The 24431-nt window shown below is 70.3% G+C and carries 23 protein-coding genes; 14 read left to right on the top strand and 9 right to left on the bottom strand.

The features are described 5' to 3' along the window. Nucleotides 1-23: 23 nt before the first annotated feature. Nucleotides 24-1997 (bottom strand): protein kinase, encoded by a 1974-nt coding sequence (locus ACFY2Q_RS05375; protein WP_387127935.1) that lies wholly within the window; start codon nucleotides 1995-1997, stop codon nucleotides 24-26. Nucleotides 1998-2087: 90 nt separating this feature from the next. Between ACFY2Q_RS05375 and ACFY2Q_RS05370 the strand changes: the two genes are divergently transcribed. The 6 genes from ACFY2Q_RS05370 (at nucleotide 2088) to ACFY2Q_RS05345 (ending at nucleotide 6950) form a co-directional block, all read left to right on the top strand. Further along, the gene (locus ACFY2Q_RS05370) at nucleotides 2088-2300 is read left to right on the top strand and encodes an acyl-CoA carboxylase subunit epsilon (protein ID WP_387127933.1); all 213 of its coding nucleotides are present in this window, start codon (nucleotides 2088-2090) and stop codon (nucleotides 2298-2300) included. 85 nt (nucleotides 2301-2385) lie between these two features. Next, nucleotides 2386-2844, top strand: coding sequence for a hypothetical protein (locus ACFY2Q_RS05365; RefSeq protein ID WP_387127931.1), 459 nt, complete (start codon nucleotides 2386-2388; stop codon nucleotides 2842-2844). Further along, entirely contained in the window at nucleotides 2841-4211 is a 1371-nt protein-coding gene (locus ACFY2Q_RS05360; protein ID WP_387127929.1) for a hypothetical protein, read from the top strand. The genes ACFY2Q_RS05365 and ACFY2Q_RS05360 overlap by 4 nt, the downstream gene beginning before the upstream one ends. Continuing rightward, a complete protein-coding gene (locus ACFY2Q_RS05355) occupies nucleotides 4211-5377 on the top strand; it encodes a S8 family serine peptidase (RefSeq protein WP_387128462.1) in 1167 nt (388 codons plus the stop codon). The genes ACFY2Q_RS05360 and ACFY2Q_RS05355 overlap by 1 nt, the downstream gene beginning before the upstream one ends. A 254-nt stretch (nucleotides 5378-5631) precedes the next feature. Then, nucleotides 5632-6300 carry a Maf family protein gene (locus ACFY2Q_RS05350; protein WP_387127927.1) on the top strand — a complete coding sequence of 223 codons (669 nt, stop codon included), beginning with the start codon at nucleotides 5632-5634 and terminating at the stop codon, nucleotides 6298-6300. Continuing rightward, entirely contained in the window at nucleotides 6297-6950 is a 654-nt protein-coding gene (locus tag ACFY2Q_RS05345) for an O-methyltransferase (RefSeq protein ID WP_387127925.1), read from the top strand. The genes ACFY2Q_RS05350 and ACFY2Q_RS05345 overlap by 4 nt, the downstream gene beginning before the upstream one ends. Before the next feature lie 70 nt (nucleotides 6951-7020). On the opposite strand, the gene ACFY2Q_RS05340 is transcribed toward ACFY2Q_RS05345, so the two are convergent. The 3 genes from ACFY2Q_RS05340 to ACFY2Q_RS05330 all read right to left on the bottom strand — a co-directional run bounded on the left by ACFY2Q_RS05340 (nucleotide 7021) and on the right by ACFY2Q_RS05330 (nucleotide 9488). After that, nucleotides 7021-7776 (bottom strand): ABC transporter permease, encoded by a 756-nt coding sequence (locus ACFY2Q_RS05340; RefSeq protein WP_387127923.1) that lies wholly within the window; start codon nucleotides 7774-7776, stop codon nucleotides 7021-7023. A gap of 18 nt (nucleotides 7777-7794) precedes the next feature. Further along, a complete protein-coding gene (locus ACFY2Q_RS05335) occupies nucleotides 7795-8754 on the bottom strand; it encodes an ATP-binding cassette domain-containing protein (protein ID WP_387127921.1) in 960 nt (319 codons plus the stop codon). Between the two features lie 122 nt (nucleotides 8755-8876). After that, nucleotides 8877-9488, bottom strand: coding sequence for a PadR family transcriptional regulator (locus tag ACFY2Q_RS05330; protein ID WP_387128461.1), 612 nt, complete (start codon nucleotides 9486-9488; stop codon nucleotides 8877-8879). 148 nt (nucleotides 9489-9636) lie between these two features. Here ACFY2Q_RS05330 and ACFY2Q_RS05325 point away from each other — a divergent pair, with 148 nt between their 5' ends. From ACFY2Q_RS05325 to ACFY2Q_RS05305, 5 genes are all read left to right on the top strand, one after another. Beyond that, on the top strand, nucleotides 9637-11388 hold the full coding sequence (locus tag ACFY2Q_RS05325) for an acetyl/propionyl/methylcrotonyl-CoA carboxylase subunit alpha (RefSeq protein ID WP_387127919.1): 1752 nt from the start codon (nucleotides 9637-9639) through the stop codon (nucleotides 11386-11388). Between the two features lie 144 nt (nucleotides 11389-11532). Beyond that, on the top strand, nucleotides 11533-12972 hold the full coding sequence (locus ACFY2Q_RS05320; protein WP_387127917.1) for a GuaB1 family IMP dehydrogenase-related protein: 1440 nt from the start codon (nucleotides 11533-11535) through the stop codon (nucleotides 12970-12972). A gap of 218 nt (nucleotides 12973-13190) precedes the next feature. Then, the gene (locus tag ACFY2Q_RS05315; RefSeq protein ID WP_387127915.1) at nucleotides 13191-13673 is read left to right on the top strand and encodes a MarR family winged helix-turn-helix transcriptional regulator; all 483 of its coding nucleotides are present in this window, start codon (nucleotides 13191-13193) and stop codon (nucleotides 13671-13673) included. Next, the gene (locus ACFY2Q_RS05310; RefSeq protein WP_387127913.1) at nucleotides 13667-15400 is read left to right on the top strand and encodes an ABC transporter ATP-binding protein; all 1734 of its coding nucleotides are present in this window, start codon (nucleotides 13667-13669) and stop codon (nucleotides 15398-15400) included. Before ACFY2Q_RS05315 ends, ACFY2Q_RS05310 begins: the two co-directional genes overlap by 7 nt. Before the next feature lie 164 nt (nucleotides 15401-15564). Beyond that, complete coding sequence (locus ACFY2Q_RS05305) at nucleotides 15565-17478, top strand: ABC transporter ATP-binding protein (protein ID WP_387128460.1); 1914 nt, start codon at nucleotides 15565-15567, stop codon at nucleotides 17476-17478. 46 nt (nucleotides 17479-17524) lie between these two features. On the opposite strand, the gene ACFY2Q_RS05300 is transcribed toward ACFY2Q_RS05305, so the two are convergent. Next, nucleotides 17525-17674, bottom strand: coding sequence for a hypothetical protein (locus tag ACFY2Q_RS05300; protein ID WP_387127911.1), 150 nt, complete (start codon nucleotides 17672-17674; stop codon nucleotides 17525-17527). A 390-nt stretch (nucleotides 17675-18064) separates the two neighbouring features. On the opposite strand from ACFY2Q_RS05300, the gene ACFY2Q_RS05295 reads away from it, so the two are divergent. Next, nucleotides 18065-18676, top strand: coding sequence for a DedA family protein (locus tag ACFY2Q_RS05295; RefSeq protein ID WP_387127909.1), 612 nt, complete (start codon nucleotides 18065-18067; stop codon nucleotides 18674-18676). Nucleotides 18677-18858: 182 nt separating this feature from the next. Continuing rightward, a complete protein-coding gene (locus ACFY2Q_RS05290; protein ID WP_387127907.1) occupies nucleotides 18859-19587 on the top strand; it encodes a DUF998 domain-containing protein in 729 nt (242 codons plus the stop codon). On the opposite strand, the gene ACFY2Q_RS05285 is transcribed toward ACFY2Q_RS05290, so the two are convergent. After that, nucleotides 19544-20947 carry an NAD(P)H-quinone dehydrogenase gene (locus ACFY2Q_RS05285; protein ID WP_387127905.1) on the bottom strand — a complete coding sequence of 468 codons (1404 nt, stop codon included), beginning with the start codon at nucleotides 20945-20947 and terminating at the stop codon, nucleotides 19544-19546. The two genes, ACFY2Q_RS05290 and ACFY2Q_RS05285, sit on opposite strands and share 44 nt — an antisense overlap. Before the next feature lie 106 nt (nucleotides 20948-21053). Between ACFY2Q_RS05285 and ACFY2Q_RS05280 the strand changes: the two genes are divergently transcribed. Further along, nucleotides 21054-21509: a gamma-glutamylcyclotransferase gene (locus ACFY2Q_RS05280; RefSeq protein ID WP_387127903.1), complete on the top strand. Its 456-nt coding sequence runs from the start codon at nucleotides 21054-21056 to the stop codon at nucleotides 21507-21509. 75 nt (nucleotides 21510-21584) lie between these two features. Here ACFY2Q_RS05280 and ACFY2Q_RS05275 read toward each other — a convergent pair whose 3' ends face one another. The 3 genes from ACFY2Q_RS05275 to ACFY2Q_RS05265 all read right to left on the bottom strand — a co-directional run bounded on the left by ACFY2Q_RS05275 (nucleotide 21585) and on the right by ACFY2Q_RS05265 (nucleotide 24428). Beyond that, nucleotides 21585-22544 (bottom strand): GNAT family N-acetyltransferase, encoded by a 960-nt coding sequence (locus ACFY2Q_RS05275; protein WP_387127901.1) that lies wholly within the window; start codon nucleotides 22542-22544, stop codon nucleotides 21585-21587. 70 nt (nucleotides 22545-22614) lie between these two features. Next, a complete protein-coding gene (locus ACFY2Q_RS05270; RefSeq protein ID WP_387127899.1) occupies nucleotides 22615-23349 on the bottom strand; it encodes a hypothetical protein in 735 nt (244 codons plus the stop codon). Between the two features lie 116 nt (nucleotides 23350-23465). Further along, nucleotides 23466-24428 (bottom strand): hypothetical protein, encoded by a 963-nt coding sequence (locus ACFY2Q_RS05265; RefSeq protein ID WP_387127897.1) that lies wholly within the window; start codon nucleotides 24426-24428, stop codon nucleotides 23466-23468. Nucleotides 24429-24431: the final 3 nt, after the last annotated feature.

Below are 24431 nucleotides of genomic sequence, written 5' to 3'. Positions count from 1 at the left end.
TTCGCGCAGGTGCGGAACGCGGGTCAGTTGACCCGGTCGGGCTTGAAGCCCTTGACGATCTGGTCGAAGTTGGCGAGGTTGGCCTGCCAGTCCTTCTCCGCGATCTCCCACCGGATGGCGTAGCCCCGGTTGCTGGCGGTTACGAAGCCCCGGTTGCGCACGTGGATGCGGGTGTTGTCCCGGGTCTCCAACCACTCCCAGTCGGCGCAGGTCCGATACCAGTCGCAGGCCTTGATGCTGCCCACCAACTGGTAGTTGCTGACCAGATTCCGACGGTACGGTTCCTGGCCCTTCCAGTCGACGACCGCGTCCTTCTTCGGGCTGGGGGTCCACTGGACCAGCATCTTGCCGGGCCCGCCGGACTGGTTGAAGACGACCGTGTCCGAGTTGGTCTGACGGCCGCTCCAGCCGGGTGGGAGCGGGATGGAGAAGGTCGGCCCCTTGTGTAGCTTCCAGCCCGCCGGCAGGGCGTTCGGATCGGCCGAGGGCGTGGCCGACGCCGTCGGACTGGGCGCGCCGGTGGTCGGCGGGGGTACGGCGGGAGCGGACGTCGGCGCCGGAGCGGTCGTCGCGGCATCGCCGGTCTGGCCGGCCTGCGGGGTGTCCGGGTCGTCGCCCCCGCCCAGTCTCGGCACGATCACCGCGAGACCGATCAGCAGGAGGGCCACCACGGCCCCGATCAGCACGTTGCGTCGGGTGTTGTTCGGCTTCGCACCTGTCGACGGCGGCACCGTGGCCCGCCCCGCCGGGCTGGCCGAGGGCATGACCGACGTCGGCGTGGACGGCGGCTTGCGCTGCTCCGGCGCCACCCCCGCGCCGTCGACGGCCGTCGGCTCGTCGTCGCCCTTCGTCGTACCGTCACCGGTCTTGTCGCTCGCGGCCGCGACCTTCGCGGTCGGGTCCGCGTCGGACGTAGCCGTGCCGTCGATCTTCGCAGTCGGCTCGGCCGGCACCAGCGCGGTCGGCTCGGCATCCGCACCGGACGACACGGTCGCAGTCGGCGCGGCCTCGGCGGGGGTCGCGGCGACGGACGTGGCGGCGGCGACCGGCGGCGGAACCGACCTGTCCGCGGTGTCCTCGGCGGGCCGTGGCACCGGCACGTGCGGTGGGCGCGGCTCGCGTGGACCGTTCGGCCCCGGCCGGCGTACGCCATCAAGCAGTGAGATCCCGCGCGACCGCCTGCCACCGGCGCGGCGCAGCATCCGCTCCGCCACCTCGGCGGTGATCCGCTCGGTCGGGTCCTTGCGCAGCAACCCGTTCAGCACCGGCTTGAGCGGGCCGGCGTTCTTCGGCGGCGGCATCGGTTCGGTGGCCAGCGCGGCAAGCGTGGCGATGGCCGACGGTCGCGCGTACGGCGACTTGCCCTCCACCGCCGCGTACAGCGTCGCGCCCAACGACCACAGGTCGGCCTCCGGCCCGGCGGTGCCCTCCCGGGCGCGCTCCGGGGAGATGTACGCAGGTGAACCGAGCACCATTCCGGTGCGGGTGACGTTGGGGTCGCCCGGAATGGTGGCGAGACCGAAATCGGTCAACACCACCCGGCCGTCGTCACCGAGCAGCACGTTGCCGGGCTTGACGTCGCGGTGCATGACGCCCGCCTTGTGGGCCGCGTTGAGCGCACCAAGCACACCGAGCCCGATCTCGACCGCGCGCGCCGGCGTGACCGGACCGTCCTCGGCGAGAGTGTCCTGCAACGACTTCGACGCCACGTACTCCATGACGATCCACGGGTCGCCGTCCGTGCGCAGCACGTCGAAAATGCGCACCACGTTGACGTGGTTGAGCCGGGCGATGGCCCGCGCCTCACGCAGCGAACGCTCCCGCATCTCGCGGCGTTCCTCGTCGGTGAGGCCCGGCGGCGGCACCAACTCCTTGATCGCGACGTCCCGGTGCAGCACCTCGTCGCGCGCCTTCCACACCCGGCCCATGCCGCCCTGACCGAGCGGCGACAGAAGCCGGTATCGGTCAGCGACGAGTTGGGGAAGCGCGTTCGACATCGCTGAGACGGTACCCGGACGCGCCGACGCTCACACCGCCGGCACGCCACTGTGCGCTTCCCATAACTTCGGGCCGCGTACCCTGGCGGCATGTCTGCCGAACAGCCGCTGTTCCGGATCGTCCGCGGCGTACCGACCGCCGAGGAACTGGCCGCCCTGGTCGGCGCGATCGTCGTCCGATCCCGCCCCGCCGCCGCCCCGACCCGCGCGACCGCGTCCACCTGGGCACGCAGCGCCCGACCGGCCGGCACGACGTCCTCCGCCGGACCCGGCGGGTGGCGCACCGCCGGCCTGCTCCGCTGACCTGACCGCCGGGCAGGGCTGCCAGAGGGGCGCTCAGCCGTTAACCTCACTCAGGGAAACGGTGCCGTGACGGTAGGGAGGATCCGTGATCCCCGAGGAGGACCGGCCAGCGCCCTGGCTACGCGACTACGGCGGCATCGAGGCCGATATCCGACAGCTTCAGGACTTCGCCGACCGGCTCGCCACTGAGGTCCAGCGCAACTACGCGCCCCACCTGTCGTACATCGCCGACGACATGTCCGCGAAGGTGCCAAACCCCTGCGACGCCTTCGTCGAACTGGTCACCTTCCTGCACGCACACCACGAGACGCAGCAGGCCACCACCGACATGGTGTACGCCGTCCGAGGCGCCACAGGCCACCTCGCCGCCGTCGCCAACCGGGTCGCCACCCAGTACGCCGACACCGACGCCTTCTCCGCCGCCCGCGCGACGGACGTCCACCGGGCCCTCGCCGACCCCGGCACCGTCCTGAGCGGCGGCCGGACGCCAACCCTCAACGACCCCACCGGCCCCGACAGCGAGAGGCCGGGGGTCCTACCGTGATCGAACGGGGCAGCGGCCGCACCTCCGGCCACACCAACTGGCAACTGATGGACGTCAACAGCATGTGGGCGTGCCTACAGGACCACGACACCACAAACCACTGGAAGCAGGTCGCCGGCTGGCGCAAGGTCTGCGACCTCGCCCAGATCCACCTCGGCCGCCTCCAGGAATACCGTCGCGGCCTCGCCGAAGCCTGGCCACCCGCGACCAGCGCCGCCTCCGGCGCGTACCTCGCCCAACTCGACGACCTGATCGACAAGGTGCGGCACACCCACGACGCTGCAGCGGCGAACTACACGGCGCTGTCCGCCGCCACCCAGGCCATCGGCACCACCCGCGCCGCGCTCCGCCAGGTCCACGAGGAGTACGCCGCCAAGCTCCAGCAGAAGCAGGCGTTCGAGGAGATCGCCGCCGACCCCAAGGCGGCCATGGGTAACCGGGCCACCGAGTCGCCGGTGACCGATGCGGAGCTGGAGCGGCTGAATGTGCGGGCACGGGCGATGATGTTCGGCCTGAGCGGCGAACTCCAACAAGCCCAAGCCACCCTCCAAAAACCACCCGCGATGCCGCCACCTCGATCGAGGCGAGATCCCTCAAGCCCGGATGCTTACGATTCCGGGATCGCGCCAATAATTCCACCGATTGTGCCGGTTCCGCTTGCCCCCATCAACGCCAAACCAACCCTGCCAGGCTCATCGACAATCTCGAGCCCCGTTCAGACCGTCACTGGCGTAGGGCCAATTCTGGGCGGCGCTAGCCCAGGCGTTGCGACCGCGCCCACGAATGCCGCGCACCAGGGAGTTCAACCAAACGCCTCAACTCCTAGCCAAGCGCTGCTGCCGACCCCATTGTCCAGTGGCTCAACGACCCGGCCACTAGTTCCACCTCCGGGGAAATCCGGGCCGCTAGGGTGGCCGTCCGTCAAGCCGGTCAACGACGCCTCTCACATTCCATCGACCCCTCAGGCACGATTTATGCCACCTAACGGCATCATCGGTGGCGCACCTGGGCTTGGTCAACCTACCGCCGGAGGAAATTCGACCCGAAGAGTCAATCCGATTGGCGGCGTAATAGGTGGCGGCGGGGCAGGGACAGCACCGACGGGCGGCGCTGGCTCGCGCCCAGGCGCGGGTCGGAGCGTGGTCGGTGGATCGAATTTCCCACCTATCGGCGGCGCTCCCGTTTCCAACAACTACACGGGCCGAGGCGCTCCTCGTGATCGCCTGATGCAAGAACACGAAGACGATAGGCGCGCATGGGATCCGGACCACCCTTGGGCGGTCGGCCGCGGTGTGGACCCCGTGGTCCGCTCAACTGAAGAGCCAGGCCCTCCGGATCCCGGCCCTGCCATCGGCTTCAATCGGTGATGCGCGTCAGGCAACAAGGTCTAACGATTTTGACTGCTGCCCTATCGTTGACTATTGCGGCAGTACCGCCGTCTGGAATCCACGCCCTCGAGCCGGGTAGCGACCCCGGCCCAACCAAGCGCGTTCGAGCCGACCAATGGCACCTGACATATTTGAATGTAGGCGAAGCGCAGCGTATCACCCGGGGGGCGGGAGTAACCGTTGCTGTTCCTGACACTGGCGTCCAACCCCACCCCGACCTCCGTGACAATCTTCTTGACGGCACTGACGTAATCTCCGGCGGCGACGGAAACGGACAAGATGACTTAAACAGCCACGGCACTGGCATGGCTGGCCTGATAGCCGCTCATGGGCAAGGGGAAAACCTGGGAGCCCTAGGCATAGCACCCGAAGCGAAGATCCTTCCCATTCGCGACACGCCTGGCGACGGGCAGGGCCAACCCGATGATCTTGCCGCAAGTATTGATTATGCAGTACGCCATGGGGCTAACGTAATTTGCATCTCATCAACCGGCGGCGCGGGGATTACGTTGCAGCGCTCAATTGAAGCAGCACTCGCGGCTGATGTAGTATTAGTTGCTTCTGTCGGCAACGCACCGCAGGATACCGTTGTCGGCTACCCCGCGTCAGCGCATGCCGTTATTGCAGTCGGCGGCATTGGGCGCAATGGGATGCATTCTGCTATCTCAACAACCGGGCCTGAGGTTGACGTGGTTGCGCCGGCTGTCGATATCTACAGCACGAGCATCGACGGCAAGTACCGCAAAGGCACCGGCACCTCTGACGCAACGGCGATTGTGGCGGGGGCGGCGGCGTTGATCAGGTCGAAGTATCCCCACCTGCCCGCGCAGGAGGTGGCGCACCGACTCACGGCCACGGCCGTCGACAAGGGTCCGCCTGGGCGGGACGACGAGTACGGGTATGGGGTTATCGACCTCGTGGCGGCCCTGACGGCAGACGTACCCCCGTTGGGGTTTGAGTCGGTGAGCGCTCCGGCCGGGGGTGGCGCGAGCACGACGGCCGGTGCTCGGCCGGGCGACGACGATGGGGCGACCGTACGTGGGCTGGCCACTCTCGGCGTGATCGTGGCCGCTGGTGTCGGGTGGGCGCTGGTGCTGCGCCGTCGGCGTCGTGGCGACGATCCACCGCCCCGGATCAGTCGCTGATGTGGTGATCGACTCGGGTTCTTTGATGTCGCGGTGTCCTGGGCTGTCGGATAGCCCGACTTCATTGAACCCGAGTGGACCAACGCCGATCGGCGGGTCTGAACAGCGGTGATCGACACGAGGTCGGCGATGTGGGGGTGTCGGAGGCCTGGGGATAGCCCGATATCGGCGAAATGGAGTTGATCATCGGGCGCGGGGTGCCTAACGGCGGTGGTGGGCGGGGTGGTGACTCGGGAGGCGGTAACGTCGGACGGGTGTCTGAATCTTTGCCGCTCCGCCTCGTGCTCGCTTCGGCGAGCCCTGCCCGACGCAAGTCCCTCCAGGCCGCTGGCATCGAGCCAGATGTGCTGGTCAGCGGGGTGGACGAGTCGCTTGTGGTGACCGATCGGGCTGAGGATCTGTGCCTGGAGTTGGCGCGCCTCAAGGCGCAGGCGGTGTTGACCCGACTGAGCCCCGGCGCCGACCAGCGGACGCTCGTCATCGGATGTGACTCGGTGCTCGCGTTCGACGGGGAGATCCTCGGCAAGCCGGCGGATCCGGCGGACGCCACCCGGCGCTGGCAGCGGATGCGGGGGCGTAGCGGCGTCCTGCACAGTGGCCACTGTCTGATCGACGTCGCGGCCGGGCGGCGCGCGGAGGCGGTCGCCTCGACGACCGTCCACTTCGCGGACATCAGCGACGACGAGATCACCGCGTACGTGGCCAGCGGGGAGCCGCTGGCGGTGGCCGGCGCGTTCACCATTGACGGGTTGGGCGGGGCGTTCGTGGAGCGGATCGAGGGTGACCCGGGGACGGTTGTCGGCCTGTCGATGCCCCTGCTGCGTCGCCTTCTCGCCGAGTTGGGCCTACAAATCACCGACTTGTGGACAAAGGTCGCGCCGGGCGGTCAGACGGTCGAGCCGATCGGTAACGTCCGATCATGACCACCAAGTCGATCCCGCTCACCGACGAGCTGCACACGTACCTGGTCGCGCACGGCGCCCCACCAGACGAGATCATCCGCGACCTGGCCGAGGAGACCCGGTCGGTGCTGCCGGAGCACGCGACAATGCAGGTAGCGCCGGAGCAGGCCGCGTTCCTGACCTTCCTGACCCGACTGCTCGGCGTACGGCAGGCGGTCGAGGTCGGCACGTTCACCGGGCTGTCGTCGCTGGCGATCGCCCGCGGGTTGCCCGAGGGTGGCCGGTTGACCTGCTTCGACATCTCCGAGGAGTTCACCGGCATCGCGCGGCGTTACTGGGCTCGGGCCGGCGTGCAGGACCGGATCGACCTGCGGATCGGCCCGGCTGGAGACCGGCTGCGGGAGCTGCCGCACGAACGTCACCTGGACTTCGCGTTCATCGACGCGGACAAGACGGGATACCCGGTCTACTGGGCGGAGCTGGTGCCCCGGATGCGGCCGGGCGGTGTGATCGCTGTCGACAACGTGCTGCGCGGCGGCAGGGTGATCGCCCCGCAGGACGAAAACGACAGAGCCATCGCCGCCTTCAACGACGAGGTCCTCGCCGACGTACGGGTGGACCCGGTGATGCTGCCGATCGCGGACGGCCTCACCCTCGCCCGGGTGCACTGAGAAGCGTCACCACCACACGGCTTTCGGGGTGCCCCGAACCACAAACAGGGCACCCCGAAAGACCTGAGCGTCAGCGGACGCTGCGGGCGAACTGGCGGGCCGCCCAGAAGACGCCAAGTGCGGCGAGTACGGCGGTGATGGTCAGGCCCTGCCAGACCTTGTCGCTGCCCAGGTCGCCGGCGAACAGCGCGCGGGTGCCGTCGACCGCCCAGGAGAACGGGTTCCAGTCGGCGATGCCCTGCAGCCAACCGGGTGCGAAGGTCAGCGGCAGCAGGATGCCGGAGAGCAGCAGCACCGGCTGTGCGACGGTGTTCATCAGCGGGGCGAGCGCGTCCTCGCTCTTGACCTTGAGGGCGACGCCGTACGAGACGGCCGAGGTCATGAGGGCGATCAGGGCGAGCATCAGGTACGCCAGCAGCAGGTCACCGATGAACACCCGCAGGTCGAACAGGAGCGCCAGCAGGGTGATGATGACCGCCTGCACGAGGAGCGACACCACGTCGCGCAGTGAGCGGCCGAGCAGCAGGGCGAGCCGGCTGATCGGGGTGACCCGGGAGCGTTCGATGACGCCGGCACGCAGCTCGGCGATCAGGCCGAAGCCCTGGAACAGGCCGCCGAAGATGGCCAGCAGCACCAGCAGACCGGGTACGAAGATCTTGTAGGCGGCGGCCTGGGTGGGCGCGTTGAGTGCCGGCTTGAGCAGCGGGGCGAAGAGCAGCAGGTACATGACCGGCTGGAAGACGCCGACGAAGACCCAGACCGGGTTGCGCAGCAGAAGTTGGGTCTGGCGCTGGAAGATCAGCCACGTGTCACGGGCGAATTTCATGAGTCGTCTCTCCGGTGGTCAGGACTCGCGCAGCGAGCGGCCGGTCTTGGTGAGGAAGACGTCGTCGAGGCTGGGTCGGTGCAGCTCGATCGAGCGCAGCTCCAACCCGGCGTGGTCGAGTCGGCGCAGCACCTGCGGGATGGCGGTGGCGCCCTCGTCGACATAGAGACGCAGGCCGCCCTCGTCTGCGGTCTCCAGCTTGTTGACGTACGGCTCGCCGTCGAGCGCCTGTGCGGCCTGCGGGGTGGCGGCCAGGTCGAGGCCGACAAGCACCACGTCGCCGGAGATCTCCCGCTTGAGCTCGGCGGGGGTGCCCTCGGCGACGACCTCGCCGTGGTCCATGATCGCGATGCGGTCGCAGAGCGCGTCGGCCTCGTCGAGGTAGTGCGTGGTGATGAAGACTGTCATCCCGTCGCTGCGCAGTCGCCGGATCTCGTCCCACATGTGCGCGCGGCTCTGCGGGTCGAGGCCGGTGGTCGGCTCGTCCAGGAAGACGATCTTCGGCTCGTGGATGATGCCGAGCGCGATCTCCACCCGCCGTCGCTGGCCACCCGAGTAGGTCTTGCACTTGCGGTCGGCGTACTCGGTCAGTTGGAAGGCCGCCAGGGCGCGGGCGGCGCGCTGCTGCGCGTCGGCCTTGCTGATGCCGTACATCCGCGCGTGCAGCACCAGCTCCTCGCGGGCGGTGGACTCGTCCCAGGTGCTGCCGCCCTGCGGGACGTAGCCGATCCTGCGGCGCACCTCGGCGGGGGCTTTGCGCAGGTCGGCGCCGGCGATTGTGGCGTCGCCGCCGTCGGGTTCGATGAGGGTGGCGAGCATCCGCAGGGTGGTGGTCTTGCCGGCGCCGTTGGGGCCGAGAAAGCCGAAGATCTCGCCCTCGGCGACTTCGAGGTTGACGCCGCGTACGGCGTCCACCGTCTTCGTCTCTCGACCCGCGCGGGAGCGGAACGACTTCCGCAGCCCCCTGGTCTCGATCATTTCTGCTCCTGGTCGTCCGTGCCGGCCTTGCCGGCTGTCGAGAGGGACGACGCCAGACGGCGCACTCCCCCGATGTGCCCGCCAGCAGGCTAACGAGATATAACTCTCTTAGTCAACGTTGATTATGTCGCGTGTGGGTCGGGCCGCTCTTCGCCGTCTCTCCAACCCGACCAACCATCCGCGTTCTCTAGCTCAGCAGGCAGGTACGACACTCCGGACTCGACGCGTTCCGCGATCCGCTCGCACCAGGCCATCTCCGCCTCGGCGCGCTCGGACCAAAGTTCGATCATCCAACTGACATGCACCGGCTTGGCGTTGCGGATCCAGTCCGACTCGAGCGATGCGCGCATCGAGGCGGCGTTGGCGCGCAGCAGGTTGGCCCGGTTGCGCAGGGCAGCCGCCGCCTCGGATCGCGGCATCGCGGGCAGGAAGGAGAACGCCGCCGAGAACGGGTCGAGCGGCTCCGAGAGACCCCACCACAGGTTGCGCAGCAGCGTCTCGAACTCGTCCTCGCCCTTGGCAGTCACCTCGTAGGTCGTACGGGCCGGACGGGCACCTACCTGCTCGGTCGCGACGGCCCGCAGCAACTCCTCCTCGGTGAGCTTGCGCAGAGCGTGGTAGATCGAGCCGGGCTGCACGTTGGCCCACTTGTCGGCACCCCAGCTCAGCAGCTCACGGCGCACGTCGTAGCCGTGCACGGGCTGCATCCACCGCACCAGCCCGAGGATCATCATCCGAGTCGCAGACACCTGATAAGCGTAATAGACAAGTTTGATTAGAGCGTTGTGACCACAGTGCGGCATCCCACACTGAGCGACCGTTAGGGTGGGCAGGGTGACCGCTAAACTCCCGGTCAGTAACCTGCCGGGAGGAGTCACAAAGGTGCGCAAGGTACTCATTGCCAACCGCGGCGAGATCGCCGTCCGGGTTGTCCGCGCCTGCCGTGACGCCGGTCTGGACAGTGTCGCGGTGTACGCGGACTCCGACCGCGACGCCCTGCACGCCACCCTCGCGGACGAGGCGTACGCCCTTGGTGGCGACAGCGCGACGGACACGTACCTGCGCATCGACAAGCTGCTCGACGTCGCCGCCCGGGCCGGTGCCGACGCCGTACACCCGGGTTATGGCTTTCTCAGCGAGAACGCCGACTTCGCCCAGGCGGTCATCGACGCCGGCCTGACCTGGATCGGCCCCACCCCGCAGGCGATCCGCGACCTGGGCGACAAGGTGACCGCCCGGCACATCGCGCAGCGCGCCGGCGCTCCGCTGGTCCCCGGCACCCCCGACCCGGTGGCCAGCCCGGACGAGGTGATGGCGTTCGCCGTCGACCACGGCCTGCCGGTCGCCATCAAGGCCGCTTTCGGTGGCGGCGGGCGCGGGCTCAAGGTGGCCCGCACGATGGAGGAGATCCCCCAGCTCTTCGAGTCGGCCACCCGGGAGGCGGTCGCGGCGTTCGGCCGTGGCGAGTGCTTCGTCGAGCGCTACCTGGACCAGCCGCGGCACGTCGAGGCGCAGGTCCTCGCCGACCAGCACGGCAACGTCATCGTGGTGGGCACCCGGGACTGCTCGTTGCAGCGACGCCACCAGAAGCTTGTCGAGGAGGCGCCCGCGCCGTTCCTCACCGACGCCCAGCGGGCGCAGATCCACGACAGCGCCAAGGCGATCTGCCGCGAGGCCGGCTACCACGGCGCCGGCACCGTGGAATACCTGGTCGGCGTGGACGGCACGATCTCGTTCCTGGAGGTCAACACCCGGCTCCAGGTCGAGCACCCGGTCACCGAGGAGACCGCCGGCATCGACCTGGTCCGTGAGCAGTTCCGGATCGCCGACGGCGAGAAGCTGCGGATCACCGAGGACCCGACGCCGCGCGGGCACTCGATCGAGTTCCGGATCAACGGCGAGGACCCGGGCCGCAACTTCCTGCCCGCACCGGGCACGGTCACCGCGCTGCGCCTGCCGACCGGCCCGGGCGTGCGGGTCGACACAGGCATCTCGGCCGGCGACGTGATCGGCGGCAACTTCGACTCGCTGCTGGCCAAGGTGATCATCACAGGTGAGACGCGCACCGAGGCGTTGGAGCGCGCCCGCCGCGCGCTCGACGAGATGGTGCTCGACGGCATGGCCACCGCGCTGCCGTTCCACCGGCTCGTGGTGCGCGACGAGGCGTTCACCGCCGAACCGTTCACCGTGCACACCCGGTGGATCGAGACCGAGTTCCACAACACCGTGCCGCCGTTCGTCGCGGCCGCCTGCGCCATCGAGGCACCTGCCGAACGCGAGACCGTCGTGGTCGAGGTGGGCGGCAAGCGCCTCGAGGTCAGCCTCCCCGCCGGCTTCGGCGGGGGTACGACCGCAGCCGCGCCCGCCACGCGCAAGCCGACCCGGCGTAGCGGTGGTGCCAAGGCCGGCGCGACGGTCGGCGGCGACGCGCTCACCTCGCCGATGCAGGGCACCATCGTCAAGATCGCGGTCGCCGACGGTGACACGGTGGCCGAGGGCGACCTGGTCGTGGTGCTGGAGGCGATGAAGATGGAGCAGCCGTTGCACGCCCACAAGGCGGGCACTGTCAGCGGGCTCAGCGCGGAGGTCGGCGCGGTCATCACCGCCGGCGCACCCATCTGCACCATCGCCTGAGCGGTAAGGAAGGGCACCTTATTAACGCCTGGTGTATAGGAAGGGGCCCTTCCTAACGCTTTGCCGGCTGCGTGCGGCGCGTCGCGGGGGTGGTTTGCAGCACCGACGTGGGCGCGGGCGGGCGGGTGCGGGAATGATGGCCGGGTGCAGTTCCTTCACGGCGCGGCCCCCGCGCACGACCTGACCTACACCGACGTCTTCATGGCGCCGGCCCGCTCCGACCTCGGTTCCCGGCTCGACGTCGACCTGTCCACCGGCGACGGCACCGGCACCACAATTCCTCTTGTGGTGTCGAACATGACAGCGGTCGCCGGGCGGCGGATGGCCGAGACGGTGGCCCGGCGGGGCGCGGTCGCGGTGATCCCGCAGGACATCCCGATCGAGGTGGTCGCGAACGTCGTCGCCTGGGTCAAGCAGCGGCACCAGGTCTACGACACCCCCATCACCCTCGGCCCGACCGAGACCGTCGGCGACGCCATCCACCTGCTGCCGAAGCGGTCGCACGGTGCGGTGATCGTGGTCGACGAGGCGGGGCGGCCGATGGGCGTGGTCACCGAGGCGGACACCGTTGGGGTGGACCGGTTCGCCCAACTGCGGCACGTGATGTCCACCGAGCTGCACACAGTGCCGGCGGACGCGGACCCGCGTACCGGCTTCGACCTGCTCTCCGCCGGTCGCCGTCGGCTCGCCCCGGTGGTGGACGCCGACGGCAGGCTTGTCGGGGTGCTGACCCGGAAGGGCGCGCTGCGCGCCACCCTCTACACACCGGCGGTGGACGACAGGGGTCGGCTGCGTATCGCCGCGGCGGTCGGGATCAACGGCGACGTCACCGGCAAGGCCGCCGCGCTGCTGGAGGCCGGGGTGGACACGCTTGTCGTGGACACCGCGCACGGCCACCAGTCGCGGATGATCTCCGCGCTGCGGGCGGTCCGGAAGCTGGACCCGGGCGTCCCGGTGGCGGCCGGCAACGTGGTCACCGCCGAGGGGGTACGCGACCTGGTCGAGGCGGGTGCCGACATCATCAAGGTTGGTGTCGGACCGGGCGCGATGTGCACCACCCGGATGATGACCGGCGTGGGTAGGCCGCAGTTCTCCGCCGTGCTGGACTGCTCGACGGCGGCCCGGGAGCTGGGCCGGCACGTCTGGGCCGACGGCGGGGTGCGGCACCCCCGCGACGTGGCGCTCGCGCTCGCCGCAGGCGCGTCGAACGTGATGATCGGCTCCTGGTTCGCCGGCACCTACGAGTCGCCCGGTGACCTCTACACCGAGCCGGACGGTAGGCGTTACAAGGAGAGCTTCGGGATGGCTTCGGCGCGGGCGGTAAGCGCCCGTACCGCCGACGACAGCCCGTACGACCGGGCCCGTAAGGCGGTGTTCGAGGAGGGCATCTCCTCGGCCCGGATGTATCTGGACCCGGCCCGACCCGGCGTCGAGGACCTGATCGACGAGATCATCGCCGGGGTGCGCAGCGCCTTCACCTATGCGGGGGCACGGAACCTGACGGAGTTCCACGAGCGGGCGATCGTCGGTGTGCAGAGTGCGGCGGGCTTCACCGAGGGAATGCCGCTGCCCACGAGCTGGTAACCCACCCCGCCGTCCCCGCCCGTCTCCCGCGTCGATCATGGAGTTGTGGTGCCTCACAAAAGGGGCACTGCTGGGTGAACCGCCCACCACAACTCCATGATCGACACTGCGGAGGAGGGCGCGGGCGGAGGAGAGGGCCGGGCGCGGAGGAGGGACGGGGCGCGGGGGTCTGGGGAATTCGTTTGGAACCTGACTATCAGGGGGCTAACCTGCTCTCCGTGAGACTCGCGACCCTCCAGGACGCACCGCTCGGCAGACTGCTGCTGGTGGCCGGGCACGTCGTCGAACAGCGGTGGAACCGCTACCTCGCCGAGGAGCACGGCCTCACCCATGCCGGCATGGTGACCCTGATAACGCTCGCCCGACACGGCGAGATGCCGCACCGCGAGGTCGCCCAGATGGGCTTCGTTCGCCCGGCCACCCTGACCGGCATCGTGGACACGCTGGCCCGGGACGGGTTGGTCGAGCGGCAGCGCGACGACAGCGACAGGCGCAGCATCCGACTCGCCATCACCCCCGCCGGCCGGGAGCGCGTGGCGGCGCTCACCGCCATGATCCACTCTGGCCGCCCCGTCACCTCGGTCGACGCCGACCCGGTGAAGGCCCAGGTGATCCGCGAGTTCCTGCTCGAAGTCATCGCCAGCGCGGACGACCCGCCGATGACCGGACGCCCCACCGAACCAAAGGACCCGGCGTGCTGATCCGACTCCTGCGCGGCCAACTGCGCACCTACCGACGACCGCTGCTCGCGGTGGTGCTGCTCCAGTTCGTGGGCACCATGGCCTCGCTCTATCTGCCCAGCCTCAACGCGGACATCATCGACCAGGGCGTGGCCCGGGGCGACACCGACTACATCGTGCGCACCGGCGGCTGGATGCTGCTGGTCAGCCTCATCCAGATCATCTGCTCGATCGCCGCGGTCTACCTGGGCGCGCGGGTCGCCATGGGCTTCGGCCGTGATGTCCGCGCCCGACTGTTCGGCCACGTCAACCGCTTCTCCGCCCGCGAGGTGGCCCGGTTCGGCGCGCCGTCGCTGATCACCCGCAACACCAATGACGTGCAGCAGGTGCAGATGCTCGTGCTGATGAGCTGCACAATGCTCGTCGCAGCGCCGATCATGAGCGTCGGCGGTGTGGTGATGGCGCTGCGGGAGGACATCGGGCTCTCCTGGCTGATGCTGGTAAGCGTGCCGGTGCTGGCCATCGCGCTCAGCGCGATCATCCGCCGGATGGTGCCGGGCTTCCGGCTCATGCAGACCCGGATCGACACGGTCAACCGGGTCCTGCGCGAGCAGATCACCGGCATCCGGGTCGTCCGCGCGTTCGTCCGCGAGCCGTACGAGACGGACCGCTTCGCCGTCGCCAACGCCGACCTGACCGCCACCGCCCTGCGTACCGGCCGGTTGATGGCGATGATCTTCCCGGTGGTCATGCTGGTGCTCAACGTCTCCAGCGTGGCGGTGCTGTGGTTCGGCGCTCAGCGGGTCGACAGCGGGGCGATCCAGGTCGGCGCGCTCACCGCCTTCCTGCAATACCTGATGCAGATCCTGATGGCCGTCATGATGGCGACCTTCATGCTGATGATGGTGCCCCGCGCCGCCGTCTGCGCCGAGCGGATCACCGAGGTGCTGGACACCGACTCGTCGGTGGTCCCCGCCGCCGAGCCGGTCACCGAGATGCCCACCCGCGCCGAGCTTGAGCTGCGCGGGGTGCGCTTCCAGTACCCGGGTGCCGTCGACCCGGTGCTGCGGGACATCTCCTTCCGGGCCACCCCGGGCACCACCACGGCGATCATCGGCAGCACCGGCGCCGGCAAGACGACCCTGCTGTCACTCATCCCCCGCCTGGTGGACGTCACAGGTGGAGCGGTGCTCGTCGACGGCGTGGACGTGCGGGAGATGGCACCGGACGAGCTGTGGCGGCGGATCGGCCTGGTGCCGCAGCGGCCGTACCTGTTCACCGGCACGGTCGCCAGCAACCTGCGCTACGGCAACCCGGACGCGACCGACGAGGAGTTGTGGGCGGCGCTGGAGATCGCCCAGGCCAGCGAGTTCGTGGCCCAGATGCCCGGCGGCCTGGACGCCCCGATCGCCCAGGGCGGCAGCACCGTCTCCGGTGGGCAGCGGCAGCGCCTGGCCATCGCGCGGGCGCTGGTCCGCCAGCCGGAGATCTACCTCTTCGACGACTCGTTCTCCGCGCTCGACCTCGGCACCGACGCGCGGCTGCGGGCAGCGCTGCGGCCGGTCACCGCGCAGTCAGCGGTGGTGATCGTGGCCCAGCGGGTCTCCACAATCGTCGACGCCGACCAGATCATCGTTCTTGAGGACGGAGGGGTCGTCGGAGTGGGACGACATGCGCAGTTGTTGGAGACCTGTCCGACGTACGCCGAGATCGTTGCCTCCCAGCAGACGACGGAGGTGACGGCATGAGCGAGCCCGACGATCGGCGGACCGCGGCCGTACCCACGCAGAAGCCGGCCGGCGACGCACGGACGCCGGCAGCCGGCGCGGGGCAACCCGGCGGCGACGCGGCGGCACCGAAGCGGCTGCCGCCGGGCCGCCCGGCCGGCGGCCCACACTGGGCGAGCGCCGGGATGCCCGCCGAGAAGTCGATGAATTTCGGGCCGTCCGCCCGGCGGCTGCTCGGCCGGCTGCGCCCGCACCGGCTGCACCTGACCGCGATCATCAGCCTCGCGGTGGTGAGTGTCGGGTTCAGCGTTGCCGGGCCGAAGATCCTCGGCCACGCCACCGACCTGATCTTCAGTGGGGTGATCGGCCGGCAACTGCCGGCGGGCACCACCGCCGAGCAGGCCGTCGAGGCGGCCCGGGCCAGCGGCAACGGCAACTTCGCCGACATGCTGGCCCGGATGGACGTGGTGCCCGGCGTCGGTGTCGACTTCACCGCCCTGAGCCGGGTGCTGCTGCTGGCGCTCGGGCTCTACCTGGCGGCGAGCCTGCTGTCGTGGTGGCAGGGCTGGCTGCTCAACGGCGTGGTCCAGCGCACGGTGCTGCGGCTGCGCGCCGAGGTGGAGGAGAAGCTCAACCGGCTGCCGCTGCCCTACTTCGACAGGCAGCCTCGGGGTGAGCTGCTGAGCCGGGTCACCAACGACATCGACAACATCTCGACGAGCCTCCAGCAGACCCTCAGTCAACTGCTCACCTCGCTGCTGACAGTGGTCGGCGTGCTGGGCGTGATGTTCTGGATCTCGCCGCTGCTGGCCCTGGTCGCACTCGTCGCGGTGCCGCTGTCGGTGCTTGTCACCCAGCGCATCGCCAAGCGCTCGCAGAAGCAGTTCATCGCGCAGTGGAAGCACACAGGCGAGTTGAACGGCCAGATCGAGGAGGCGTACACAGGCCATGAGCTGGTGAAGGTCTTCGGCCGGCAGCGTGAGGTGGAGGCCGCGTTCCACGCCAAGAACGAGGAGTTGTTCCGGGCCAGCTTCGGCGCGCAGTTCGTCTCCGGGATCATCATGCCGTCGATGATGTTCATCGGAAACCTGAGCTACGTGGCGATCGCCGTGGTCGGCGGGCTGCGGGTCGCCTCCGGGACGATGAGCCTCGGCGACGTGCAGGCGTTCATCCAGTACTCCCGGCAGTTCACCCAGCCGCTCACGCAACTCGCGTCGATGGCCAACCTGCTCCAGTCCGGGGTGGCGTCGGCGGAGCGGGTCTTCGCGGTGCTCGACGCCGACGAGCAGAGCCCCGACCCGGTCGCGCCGGCCCGGGTCGTCGACCCGCACGGTCGTGTCGAGTTCGAGCACGTCTCCTTCCGGTACGAGCCGGACAAGCCGCTGATCGACGACCTGTCCCTGGTCGCCGAGCCGGGGCACACGGTGGCCATCGTCGGCCCGACAGGCGCCGGCAAGACGACCCTCGTCAACCTGATCATGCGGTTCTACGAGTTGGACGCCGGCCGGATCACCCTTGACGGCGTGGACATCACCACGATGCGCCGCGACGACCTGCGCGGTCGGATCGGCATGGTCCTCCAGGACACCTGGCTCTTCGGCGGCACCATCCGGGCCAACATCGCCTACGGCCGGCCGGACGCGACAGAGGAGGAGATCCTCGCCGCGGCCCGGGCCACATTCGTGGACCGGTTCGTGCGGAGCCTTCCGGACGGCTACGACACGGTCATCGACGAGGAGGGCAACAACGTAAGCGCCGGCGAGAAGCAGCTCATCACGATCGCGCGGGCGTTCCTCGCCGAACCGTCGCTGCTGATCCTGGACGAGGCGACCAGCTCGGTGGACACCCGCACCGAGGTGCTGCTCCAGCGGGCGATGGCGGCACTGCGCTCGGACCGGACCAGTTTCGTCATCGCGCACCGCCTCTCCACCATCCGCGACGCCGACCTGATCCTGATGATGGAGAACGGTCGCATCGTCGAGCAGGGCACCCACGAGCAACTGCTCGCCGCAAAGGGCGCGTACCACAAGCTCTACCGATCCCAGTTCACCGGCGCGGTGGTCGACGAGGAACCAGCCGCCCAACCAGCGTCGGTGTAGGGCGGACCGCGCAATGGCGACGGTCCGCCCCACACCTCCGATCCGGTCAGCCGGCCGGCAGCAGGTCGCTCGCGCGGGCGGCGACCTGCCCGCCGATCAGGGCGAGCGCGTCGGCGACGGGCATCGGAGCCAGGGCGCGGCCACCGCGCAGGCGCAGTGCGAGGAGCCCGTCGGCCACCTCCCGAGGGCCCAGCACCCCGAGGTACGGGACACGGCGGCGGGCCCCATCCCGTACCCGGGCGCGTCGGGCGGTCGAGGACGCACCCGGATTTGCGACGGTGAGGGGGCGGGGGCGGGCCGCCGGCGCGGGACCCGCCGGCGGCCCTGTTCGACCCGAATCGTCGGGAACGGGGGACCCGACGGGCTGGGCCGCGCCGACTACGGTACGCCGACAGACGCCGATCCGCCGACCGCTTCGGGCACCGTGAAACGATCTCGGAGCCGTCACCCGAGGCCGGTTCGCCTCGTTGTAACCGGGTGGCCTTCGGTGTCGATGGTCACGACGGGATGGGGCCGTGCTCGGTGACGCAGGACACGACGTCAGGCTCGATAGACCCTATCGGCCGCATTCGGCGAGGTGGCAGGCGTGCCCGAACTACTGACTGACGTCGCGTCGCCGACGTGGGCGTACCTCGTCCTGCTCGGATTGCTTATCGCGGACGCCTTCGTCCCGGTGATCCCCACCCAGATCATCATGATCACCAGCGGCGCGCTCACCGTGTACGGCGGCCTCAGCCTGCCGGTCACCATCGCTGTCGGCGCGCTCGGGGTGTTCGTCGGTGACATGGCGTGCTACCTGCTCGGCCGGGGCGCACCGGACCGACGAGCACCTCGACATACCGAGCCGAGCCGTGCCCGCCGGATGGCCAGCCGGGTGACGCAGGGTCTGCGCCAACCCGGGCCGATGGTCATCCTGCTCTGCCGGTTCGTGCCCGGGGGACGCATGGCGGCGTGCTTCTCGGCCGGGCGCAGCCGGTACCCGTACCGCCTGTTCGTGCTCTACGAGGCGGTGGCCGCGCTGAGTTGGTCGACCTACGGGGCGATGGTCGGGCACCTGGGCGGCACGGCACTCACCCATTCGGCGTGGCGCCTGGCCATCATCGCCGCCGCCGCAGCGACCGGCTTCGCAGCAGCCGGATGGGCAATCACGCTGGTAAACACCCGCCAAACCCGCACAGCAAAAGTCCCCCTGGACTGAGCGTCATCCCCGCGCGATCTTGCAGTTTGTGTCGGGGTAATTGGTGCGAAGGGTGCACAAGGGCGACCGAAAGTGCAAGATCGCGGGGATAGGTGGGCGGGGGCCTTTAGGGGTTGTTTCGGGGGGTTAACTCGGTGGGGTTCCCGGATTTGGTTGGGGTGTCCGCGGCGACAGGCTGAGGCATGCCTGGAACCCGGAACACCGGTCTGCTGGCCCTCGGCGGGATCGCCCTCGCGGCCCTGCTGACCGTGATCGGCCATCTTGAGGTCAGCGACGACCTCGACCCGTGGACGTTGACCATCAGCGACTTCGCCGTCTCCGACAGAGGTGGCGTCATCGACGTCGCAATGGTGGTGCTCGCGCTCGCAAGCATCGCGGTGTTGTACGGGCTACGCCGCACCGGAGCACCCCGGCCGGGTTCCGGCCGCACGGCTGAGCTGCTGCTCGGCGCGTGGGTGGCCGGGCTGCTGCTGGCCGCGATCGTGCCGACGAACGATCCGGGCACCGCCATGACCACAGCCGCCTACCTGCACCGGTACGCCTCGGTGGTCGCCTTCCTGGCACTGCCGGTCGGCGGGTGGCTGCTCGCCCGGAGGCCCGACCTGGCACCCGCGGCGGGGACCCTGCGTGCACTTGTAGCGCTCAGCCTGGCGTTGGCGGTGGCGATGATCTGGTCCGCCTACCCCGGTGACCGCGTGCTGCTCGGCCTCATCGAGCGCGCGCTGATCCTGACCGAGGTAGGCGTCCTGGCGACGTTGGCGGCGCTCCAAACCCGCCTCCCGGTCGATCATGGAGTTGTGGTGCCCCGCAACAGCGGCGTACCAGCGTTGACCGGCCACCACTACTCCATGATCGACGCGGGCAGGGTCACTCCAACTCGTGGAGCATCAACTGGCGGGCCGCTTCGGTGATGGAGCCGGAGAGGCTCGGGTAGATGGTGATGGTCTGGGCCAGCTCGTTGACGGTCAGGTTGTTCTCGACAGCCATGGTGATCGGCAGGATCAGCTCGCTGGCCTTCGGGGCGACCACCACACCGCCGATCACCTGACCACTTGCCGGCCGGCAGAACAACTTCACGAAGCCGTCGGACAGGTCGTCCATCTTGGCGCGGGCGTTGCCGGACAGCGGCAGCATCACCTGCCGGGCCGGCACCTTGCCCGCGTCGACCTCGTCCTGCGAGACACCCACGGTGGCCAACTCCGGGTCGGTGAACACGTTCGCCGCGACGGTCCGCAGCCGCAGCGGGCGGACCGCCTCACCTAGGGCGTGCCACATCGCGATCCGGCCCTGCATGGCGGCGACGCTTGCCAGCAGCAGCACACCTGTGCAGTCGCCGGCGGCGTAGACGCCTGGCACGTTGGTCCGGGAGACCCGGTCGACAGTGACGTAGCCACCCCGACCCAGCTCCACGCCGTACTCGGCCAGGCCCAGGTCGGCGGTGTTCGGGATCGAACCGACAGCGATCAGCGCGTGCGAACCGGTCACCTTACGGCCGTCGGAGAGCTCCACCTCGACCCCGTCGGCGGTACGCCGGACCGTGTCGGCGCGCGAGTTGTTGAGGATGGACATGCCCCGGTTGCGGAACACCCGCTCGATTGCCGACGCCGCGTCGGCGTCCTCGTGCGGCATCACCCGGTCCCGGCTGGACACCAGCGTGACCTGGACCCCCATCGCCAGATAGGCGCTGGCGAACTCGGCGCCGGTCACACCGGAGCCGACCACGATCAGGTGCTCGGGCAACTCCGGCAGGTCGTACACCTGACGCCAGGTCAGGATGCGCTCGCCGTCCGGCACGGCGGTGGGCAACTGGCGGGGCGTCGAGCCGGTGGCGATAAGCACCGTGGACGCGGCGATCGAGTATTCCTCGCCCCCGTCGGCCGGGGTGATGATGACCAGGTGGGTGTGCCCGAGGGCGTCATCGCCCAGCCGGGCGGTGCCGGCCACGAAGGTGACCCCCGCCTTGAGCAGCTTGGCGTGGATGTCGGCGGACTGCGCCAGCGCCAGTCGCTTGACCCGCTCGTGCACCGCCTGGGCGTCGACGGTGACCGCCTCCAGTCCGTCCGAGTGCACCCCGAACTCCTCGGTGTCCCGATAGCCGGTGACCACCTGCGAGCTGGCGATGAACGTCTTCGACGGCACGCAGTCGGACAGCACGCAGGCGCCACCGGCACCGTCGGCCTCCACCACGGTGACATCGGCGTCCAGTTGGGCGGCGACAAGCGCTGCCTCGTACCCGGCCGGCCCGCCGCCGATGATCACGATCCGGCTCACAGCGTTCGCCCTTCGTTGATGCTCACAGTGACTTTCTTCTCCCGAACGCATCCGACACGCACAGTCGTATTCTCCCCCACCCGCCCGCCGGGCTATCGTCATCGCCGTGCGTCATCACGCCGCCTACGGCTCAAACCTCGACCCGGCCCGGATGCGGGCCTACTGCCCGCACTCGCCCATGGTGGGCACCGGGTGGCTGGAGGGGTGGCGGCTGACCTTCGCCGGGGAGGACGTCATCGGCTGGGAAGGCGCGGTGACCACTGTCGTCGAGTCCCCCGGCGACCGGGTGTTCGTGGCGATCTACGACATCCACCCGTACGACGCGGCCCAGCTCGACGAGCTCGAGGGGGTGACCGCCGGGACGTACCGCAAGCTGCACGTCCGGATCTCCACCCTCGACGGCGACGTGACCGCGTGGATCTACGTGTTCGACGGGTACGAGGGCGGCCTGCCGACGTCGTGGTACCTCACCGAGATCGCGAACGCCGCCGAGAAGGCGGGTGCGCCGGACGACTACGTCACCGAACTGCGGTCGCGTCCCACCGGCACCGCCTCGGCCTGACCGGGTCTTCCGCACCCACACAGTCTGCAACCGTCGCCGGTGCGGCGGTGCGCCGGGCCGCACGGGCGTCGTCAATCACACACCGGCGGCCGGGACCACCCGCTCGTACATGTCGCTCCACCAGGTTTCCCGCATCCCAACCGATCGGTAGAGCGACGCCGGGGCGGTCGGGTTGGTGAGATCCACGCCCAGGCCTGCGGACAACCGGCCCTTCTCGGCGTAGCGGGCGAAGGCGCGGCGCAGCAACGCCGCACCCACCCCGCGCCGACGGTACGCGGGCAGCACCGACAGGCTCCGCACGAAACCCTCCTGCTGGTCGAGCCCCTGATCCGAGGACTGCAACGCGCCGGCGAGCACCCCGTCGACCTCGGCGACGAACCATTCGTCCCAGGCGGTCACGTCGCCGATCCGGGCGCGCCACCGCTCGTACGACAGCGGCTCGTGATCCGGCGTGTCGCCGAAGGCGATGTCGTGGACCCGGTGGAACTCCCGCAACTCGGCCTCGTCGTCGCGCCGCACCGGCCGTACCGTCACCCCGACCGGCGGGGACGGCTCGGCGGGCAGATCGGTAAGCGGGCGGTTCATCCGGACGTACCGCTTCACGAGTGTGAACCCGGCGGCGCGCAGGTCGCGTTCCCAGTCGCGCTCGGGCGCGAAGACCGCGCAGCGGACGGTGAGCGCCGGCAGCCCTCGCTCGGCGGCGCGTTCGGCGACCCGCTCCACCTGCCGGGCCAGCAGCGGCGCGCGGACGTGACTCGCCCGCTCCGGGTCGACGTAGACCTCCACGAACTCCCGACCGACCCCTGTCGGATTGTCCACAGTCGCCCAGCCCACCACTGTGCCGTCCGGGTCCGTCGCCAGCCAGGAGTCCCGGGTCGGGTCGAAGTGGGGCGCGGTCAGCGACGCCTCGACGTCCTGTGCGTCGAAGTCGGGATGGCCGATGGCGAAGGTGTCCGCCGCGTGCACGACCGCGAGGATCGCCGGTACGTCGTCAAGTGTGGGCCGGCGCGTCGCCCAGCCAGCGGGAAGCGTCACGGCAGCACATCCTGACAGCCGCCCGCCGCCAGCGCCGCCCATTTTCTCCGGGGGTCAGGCCTCCGGCCGTTCAGGCGAGGGCCGCGCGGGTGTGGTGCAGCAACTCCACAAGTTCGGCGCCGTCGGCGGGGCCGAGCGCCGCGAACGCCGGCGCGGCCAGCCGGTTCGTCACCGCCTCCGCCCAGAGTCGCCGACGCACAAGCGGACCGATCGGCGGGTACGGCGGCGGCCAGCCGCACGCCACAGCGCCGGCCTCGCCCTCCGGCCCGGCCAGCACCGCCTCCAGCGGTGTCATTCCGGCGGCCCGCACCGCCAACAGGTACGCGCCTGTGAAGTGCTCGCGGAGCAGGCGCAGCCCGGCGGCGCTCCGGGCTCCCGGGGTGAGGTCCGGCAGCGGCATGGCCCGCCAGGCGGCGAAGAGCGGCATCCCGCTGGCGTTCGCGGCTGCCACGGCCTGCTCGACGAGCCCGGCCAGCCGCTCGGTTCCCGGCAGCGCGCCCAACCGCTCCGTCCCCCACCGGCAGCACTCGGCGAGGCTGGCAGCGGCCACCTCGACCGGCGGGAGGACCCGCGCGGCAGCGTCCCACCCGTCCGCGACCGCGTCCGGGGCGACGAAGCCGATGGCAGCGGCGGCTGTCTCCGCTCGTACGTCGCCGAGCGCGCCTGCCCGGCCGCTGATGTAGAACGCCCAGCCGGAGATGCCGAGCAGCCGGGCCCGGCGCAGCGTGGTCGGGCATCTGCTGAACCCGTCGCCGAGATCGAGGACGACTGGTTTGCTGGCGGCGGCGAGCTGCTCCGGCGTCATCCGGTCACCGCCGGCAGGCGGCTCGGCCGGCGGCCCCGGTGGGTGTGGCCGCCCGGCACGCCAGCGGCGGCCCCGGTCGACACGCGGTGGCCCCATTCGTCGTCGTCCATCGATTGTCAGTCTGCCGCGCCACCGTCCACGTCCGCATCCCCCTCTTCGGCCGCCAGTGCCTCGACGGCCGCCTCGACCTCACCCGCGCGTCGGCGGGCCACAGTCACCGCCCGCTCAGCCGCGCGCCGCGCCAGCCTGGCCCGGCTGAGGTCCTGCTCGGCGACGGCACGCCGCCGCTCCAACTCGGCCAGCTCGGTCTCGATCCCGTCGAGCACTGCGGCGCCGTCGCGCTCCTGCCCGGTCGCCTCCGTCAACTCCGCCTCGGCCCGCTGCTGGTCGGCGTGGGCGCGGTCCAACTCCCGGTCCAGTGCGCGACGTCGGCGTGCCCGCTCGGCCCGGGCCGCCCGCTGCGCCGCGCGTTCGGCCTGCGCGGCACGCTCCCGGGCCTGGTCGGCGCGGGGGGCCGCCGAGGGCGTGCGCTGGGCGACGGGGCGAGGCTCCGGCTCCTCGTCGTCGGTGACCAGCCGCAGCTGCGGCCGGGGCACCTCGCCGAAGCCGGCGTAGCTGGCCGATCGGAGCAGCCGGCCGGTCCGGACCTGCTCGGCGACCTCGGTGTCGGAGAGCGCCGCATTCAGGGTCGCCTCCACCTCGGCCAGCGGCAGCCGGCTGGCCGGCGGCGCCTCCGGCTCGGCGGCGGCGAGCTTGCGGACCTCGGCGACAAGCGCGCCGACCACCGCCCGGCGTTGGGCCGACAGCTCCCGTAGCCGTGGCCCCCGCAGTTCGCGCTGTGCGACGCGCAGCGCGTCGGCGAGCTGGACCAGGTCGGCGACCAGTTCGGGACGGTGGATGGCCAGCAGGTTCACCAGCCAGGCGGCCACGGTGGGGCGGCGCAGCCGGGCCAGTTCCCGGGCGGTGCCCGGGTCGCCGGACCGTCGGGCCTCGGCCACGGCGGCGTCCCGGGCCGCCACGAACCGGTCCGGTGGGGTGCGGTAGAGCTGCTGCACCAGCTCCGAGGGCGGGCTGGGCATCGG

It is taken from the genome of Micromonospora sp. NPDC000316, assembly GCF_042898885.1.
Lineage (GTDB): Bacteria > Actinomycetota > Actinomycetes > Mycobacteriales > Micromonosporaceae > Micromonospora.
The sequence above is the reverse complement of the archived record's forward strand: the minus strand, read 5'-3'. Positions and strand labels throughout refer to the sequence as shown.

Excerpts from the sequence above, each read along its gene's own strand:
- ACFY2Q_RS05375 (WP_387127935.1), bottom strand. The coding sequence starts at position 1,997 with ATGTCGAACGCGCTTCCCCAACTCGTCGCTGACCGATACCGGCTTCTG.
- ACFY2Q_RS05370 (WP_387127933.1), top strand. The coding sequence starts at position 2,088 with ATGTCTGCCGAACAGCCGCTGTTCCGGATCGTCCGCGGCGTACCGACC.
- ACFY2Q_RS05355 (WP_387128462.1), top strand. The coding sequence starts at position 4,211 with ATGCGCGTCAGGCAACAAGGTCTAACGATTTTGACTGCTGCCCTATCG.
- ACFY2Q_RS05345 (WP_387127925.1), top strand. The coding sequence starts at position 6,297 with ATGACCACCAAGTCGATCCCGCTCACCGACGAGCTGCACACGTACCTG.
- ACFY2Q_RS05340 (WP_387127923.1), bottom strand. The coding sequence starts at position 7,776 with ATGAAATTCGCCCGTGACACGTGGCTGATCTTCCAGCGCCAGACCCAA.
- ACFY2Q_RS05335 (WP_387127921.1), bottom strand. The coding sequence starts at position 8,754 with ATGATCGAGACCAGGGGGCTGCGGAAGTCGTTCCGCTCCCGCGCGGGT.
- ACFY2Q_RS05330 (WP_387128461.1), bottom strand. The coding sequence starts at position 9,488 with ATGATGATCCTCGGGCTGGTGCGGTGGATGCAGCCCGTGCACGGCTAC.
- ACFY2Q_RS05305 (WP_387128460.1), top strand. The coding sequence starts at position 15,565 with ATGCCCGCCGAGAAGTCGATGAATTTCGGGCCGTCCGCCCGGCGGCTG.
- ACFY2Q_RS05290 (WP_387127907.1), top strand. The coding sequence starts at position 18,859 with ATGCCTGGAACCCGGAACACCGGTCTGCTGGCCCTCGGCGGGATCGCC.
- ACFY2Q_RS05270 (WP_387127899.1), bottom strand. The coding sequence starts at position 23,349 with ATGACGCCGGAGCAGCTCGCCGCCGCCAGCAAACCAGTCGTCCTCGAT.
- ACFY2Q_RS05265 (WP_387127897.1), bottom strand. The coding sequence starts at position 24,428 with ATGCCCAGCCCGCCCTCGGAGCTGGTGCAGCAGCTCTACCGCACCCCA.